This window comes from Kitasatospora arboriphila, from assembly GCF_039528095.1.
Taxonomy (GTDB): Bacteria; Actinomycetota; Actinomycetes; order Streptomycetales; family Streptomycetaceae; genus Kitasatospora; species Kitasatospora arboriphila.
Genome location: NZ_BAAALD010000193.1, coordinates 1 through 4,208, shown reverse-complemented (window position 1 = coordinate 4,208; position 4,208 = coordinate 1). Strand labels below are relative to the sequence as shown.

5 protein-coding genes are annotated in these 4,208 nt (G+C 74.2%); 3 read left to right on the top strand and 2 right to left on the bottom strand.

The window, feature by feature from the left end:
• Positions 1-93: 93 nt before the first annotated feature.
• On the bottom strand, positions 94-684 hold the full coding sequence (locus ABD353_RS39265) for a dihydrofolate reductase family protein (protein ID WP_344628514.1): 591 nt from the start codon (positions 682-684) through the stop codon (positions 94-96).
• Between the two features lie 237 nt (positions 685-921).
• Between ABD353_RS39265 and ABD353_RS39260 the strand changes: the two genes are divergently transcribed.
• Entirely contained in the window at positions 922-1,599 is a 678-nt protein-coding gene (locus ABD353_RS39260) for a DUF5995 family protein (protein ID WP_344628513.1), read from the top strand.
• A gap of 46 nt (positions 1,600-1,645) precedes the next feature.
• Here the strand turns inward: ABD353_RS39260 and ABD353_RS39255 are convergent, their stop codons facing one another.
• Complete coding sequence (locus ABD353_RS39255) at positions 1,646-3,085, bottom strand: GuaB1 family IMP dehydrogenase-related protein (protein ID WP_344628512.1); 1,440 nt, start codon at positions 3,083-3,085, stop codon at positions 1,646-1,648.
• A gap of 327 nt (positions 3,086-3,412) precedes the next feature.
• Here ABD353_RS39255 and ABD353_RS39250 point away from each other — a divergent pair, with 327 nt between their 5' ends.
• Positions 3,413-3,820: a DoxX-like family protein gene (locus ABD353_RS39250; RefSeq protein ID WP_344628511.1), complete on the top strand. Its 408-nt coding sequence runs from the start codon at positions 3,413-3,415 to the stop codon at positions 3,818-3,820.
• Positions 3,817-4,208, top strand: a 392-nt coding sequence (locus ABD353_RS39245) for a DUF3419 family protein (RefSeq protein ID WP_344628510.1), incomplete at its 3' end; no start/stop codon positions are given. The genes ABD353_RS39250 and ABD353_RS39245, both read left to right, overlap by 4 nt.

Sequence of the window (4,208 nt, the reverse complement as noted above, 5' to 3'; positions counted from 1 at the left end):
CCACCCCGACCTGGCGCGGAACCTGACCCCCGAAACCAGGGACGAAACGCCCAGTAGGGCTTCGCGCCGACAGCGAGCGGGCCCGGTGTGCCGTTACCGGACCCAGCGGGTCTCGGCGATGCCGCAGGCGTGCGCGGTCGACCCGGTGGCGCGGTAGCGGCGTCCGGCGGGCCGGGGGCCGAAGATGCGGGCGCCGGTGCCGGCGAAGCCCGGGTTGGTGAACAGCCGGAGTTCGTCGGCGAGGTCGTCGCGGAGCAGGGACGAGACCAGACCTGCGCCGCCGAAGCAGACCAGGTCGCCGCCGGCCTCCTTCTTGGCGCGGGCCACGGTGTCGGCGAGCGGGCCGTTGAGCACGGTGGTCCGGGGCCAGTCCTGCAGCGGGCGGCCGGAGCGGCTGACGACGAACTTCGGCAGGGTGCCGGTGGCCCGGCTGAACTCCCAGTCGGGGTCTGCGGGGTGCTGCTCCGCGGTGCGCGCCCAGTGCGCGAGGTACCCCTCGTCGGCCATCGGCCGGCTGAGCAGGATGCCGGAGGCGCCCGCGAGCAGGCCGTTGAAGGACGCGCGGAGGTCGGCGCTCCAGGGCCAGTCGGGGCCCCAGTTCCACAGCTGCCAGTCGGCGTCCGGCAGGCTGCTGTCGACGCAGCCGTCGATGGAGATCTGCATCGCCACGATCAGGCGGCTCATGGTCTCGTCCGTCCCCTCGTCACGCTCCAGGGCTGCGGACGGCCCGGGGTGCGCACCCGTCCTCCCAGACATCTACCAGCCGGACGCCGTTCCCGCCGGGCTTCCGGCCCGACACCCCTCCGCGGGGCTCCGGGGACTCGCCGAGCGTGGCTTCTGGGCATGCGTCGCACACTGACCTACCATCAGACGATCCGCCAGGATGACCGGCCCGGCCCGATGCGGAAGGCTGCGCACACCATGACGATCAGCGAGGCCCTGACGGTCGACCAGGTGATCGACCGGATGGAGCGGTTGCAGGCGACGTTCCCGGCCGGGGACGGCGTCGGGGTGTTCAACCACGTGTACCTGCGGGTGACCCGGCTGGTGGCCGAACGGCTCTCGGACGGCTACTTCGCCGACCCGGCCGGGATGTCCGAGCTGGACGCGGTGTTCGCGGCCCGCTACCTGGAGGCGGTGGAGGCCGCGGCGAGCGGGCGGCGCCCGGCGCACTGCTGGCGTCCGCTGTTCGAGCTGCGCGGACGGGCCGACGTCCACCCGCTGCAGTTCGCGCTGGCGGGGATGAACGCGCACATCGAGCACGACCTCCCGCTGTCCGTGCTCGACACCTGCCGGCTGCTCGGCCAGGAGCCGGAGGACGTCCGCGCGGACTACCACCGGATCAACGACGTGCTGGCGCAGGTGGAGGCCGAGGTGCGGGAGGAGCTGCTGCCCTGCCCGGACGAGCTGCACGCCGCCGACCGGCTGCTGCACGTGGTCGGGGTGTGGAGCATCGACCGGGCCCGGGACGCGGCGTGGGCGAGCGTGCTCGCGCTGTGGGAGCTGCGGCACTCCCCGCTGGTGGAGGACGCGGTGGCCGCGGCGCTGTCCCGCTCGGTCGGCATGGTCAGCCGGGCCCTGCTCACCCCCGTGGAATGACGCACCACGGGTGCACCCCCAGGGGCGCACCCGGGCGCGGGAGCGGTCAGGCCCAGCTGGAGTGCAGCGGCTTGCCCTCGGCGTAGCCGGCCGCGCTCTGGATGCCGATGATCGCCTTCTCGTGGAACTCCTCCAGGCTGGAGGCACCGGCGTAGGTGCAGGAGCTGCGGACGCCCGCGACGATCGAGTCGATGAGGTCCTCGACGCCCGGGCGGGCCGGGTCGAGGAACATCCGCGAGGTGGAGATGCCCTCCTCGAACAGCGCCTTGCGGGCGCGGTCGTAGGCGGACTCCTCGGCCGTCCGGTTGCGCACGGCACGGGCGGAGGCCATGCCGAAGCTCTCCTTGTACTGGCGGCCGTCGGCGGTGGTCTGCAGGTCGCCGGGCGACTCGTAGGTGCCGGCGAACCAGGAGCCGATCATCACGTTGGACGCGCCGGCGGCGAGCGCCATGGCGACGTCGCGCGGGTGGCGGACGCCGCCGTCCGCCCAGACGTGCTTGCCGAGGCGGCGCGCCTCCTCGGCGCACTCGAGGACGGCGGAGAACTGCGGCCGACCGACGCCGGTCATCATCCGGGTGGTGCACATGGCGCCGGGGCCGACGCCGACCTTGAGGATGTCGGCGCCCGCCGCGACGAGGTCGCGGCCGCCGCCGGCGGCGACCACGTTGCCGGCCACGACCGGCACCTGCGGGTCGAGGCCGCGGACGGCCTGCAGGGCGCTGATCATCGACTCCTGGTGGCCGTGCGCGGTGTCGACGACCAGCACGTCCGCGCCGGCCTCGAGCAGCGCCTTGGCGCGGCCCGCGACGTCGCCGTTGATGCCGACGGTGGCGGCGATCCGCAGCTTGCCGTCGGCGTCGACGGCCGGGGTGTAGAGGGTGGCGCGCAGCGCGTTGCGGCGGGTGAGCAGGCCGACGAGGCTGCCGTCGGCGGCGACCACCGGGGCGAGCTTGCGGTGCGCCTCGTTGAGGCGGTCGAAGGCGGCGCGCGGCTCGATGCCCTCGTCCAGCAGCAGCAGGTCGCGGGACATCACCTCGGCGAGGCTGGTGAAGCGGTCGACGCCCTGGCAGTCGCCCTCGGTGACGACGCCGACGGGCTTGCCGTCCTCGACCACGACGAGGGCGCCGTGGGCGCGCTTGGGCAGCAGGGAGAGCGCGTCGGCGACGGTGTCGCCGGGGCTGAGGGTGATCGCGGTGTCGTGCACCAGGTGGCGGCCCTTGACCCAGCCGATCACCTCGGTGACGACCTCGATCGGGATGTCCTGCGGGATCGCGACCAGGCCGCCGCGGCGGGCCACCGTCTCTGCCATCCGGCGGCCGGCGATGGCGGTCATGTTCGCCACCACCAGCGGGATGGTGGTGCCGGTGCCGTCGTGGGAGGAGAGGTCGACACCCTGCCGGGAGCCCACGGCGGAGCGGCTGGGGACCATGAAGACATCGTCGTACGTGAGGTCGTACGCGGGCTTGAGGTCGTTCAGGAAACGCATGAAAGGGCTCTCTGGCTGGGCGGTAGGTACACCACGGGTGCGGTTGCGGCAGGGCCGGCGGGCGCACTCGGGCGCCCCGCACCCAACCGTCAATGTTCATCGATACCCCGGGGTGAAGGCCAGTCCACACGCAAACCTTGAAGATCCACACAAGCCGCCGCGACGGCCTGCCGCCGTGGCTTGGAGGAAGCTACGAACCGACCGCCCGCGCACCCAGTTGAACGCGTTCAAATTCTGCGGCATGATCCTCGCATCGAGGTCCGGGACTCGCCCGGGCCGGCGCCGCCGTGCCCTGCGCACCGGCGGCGGGGGGAGGAGAGGGGGATCGTGGCCGACATCGGAAGAACCCGTCTCCCGGCCGCCGCGGTCGCACTGATGTGGTGGTACGAGGGCTTCTGGTGCAAGGTCTTCCCCGGCCGGGCGGACCAGCGCGCCATCGTCGAGGGGCTGCCGCTGCTGCCGGCCGGCGCGGTCACGCCGCTGCTGCTCGCCATCGGACTGGCCGAGGTCGCGCTCGGCCTCTGGGTGCTGCTCGGACACCGCCCGTACGCCGCCGCGGTCGTGCAGACCGTCCTGGTGGCCGGCTTCAACACCGGCGGACTGCTCGTCGGCGCCGACCACATTCCCGAGCCCGGCCGGCTGGTCGTCCAGGACATCGCCTTCCTCGCGCTGATCTGGCTGGTCGCCGCCCGGCGCCCCGCAGACCGCGCACCGCAGTGGGCGGTGGCCCGGTGAACCGCTCCCCCGCCGCCCGCCCCGCCCCCGCCGACGGCACGCCGTGGCAGGACGGCCGTCTGACCGCCGGCCCCGCCGGCCGCCCCCGGGTGCTCTTCGGCCGGATGTACGAGGACCCGGCCGTCGAACTCTCCGTCTTCCCGCCGCCCGGCGCCCGGGTGCTCTGCATCGCCTCCGCCGGCGACACCGCCGCCGCCCTCGCCGCGGCCGGGTACGAGGTCACCGCGATCGACCTGAACCCCGTCCAGCTCGCCTACGCCCGCGCCCGCCTGGAGGGCGGCGCACCCGCGCTCACCGGCACCGCCGAACGGCTGACCGTCGGCGGCCGCGCCCCGGCCGGCGACCGGGTGCCCTCCTGGCGGGCCGGCGGCAGCGGCGGCGTGCTGGG

Excerpts from the sequence above, each read along its gene's own strand:
- ABD353_RS39265 (WP_344628514.1), bottom strand. The coding sequence starts at position 684 with ATGAGCCGCCTGATCGTGGCGATGCAGATCTCCATCGACGGCTGCGTC.
- ABD353_RS39260 (WP_344628513.1), top strand. The coding sequence starts at position 922 with ATGACGATCAGCGAGGCCCTGACGGTCGACCAGGTGATCGACCGGATG.
- ABD353_RS39255 (WP_344628512.1), bottom strand. The coding sequence starts at position 3,085 with ATGCGTTTCCTGAACGACCTCAAGCCCGCGTACGACCTCACGTACGAC.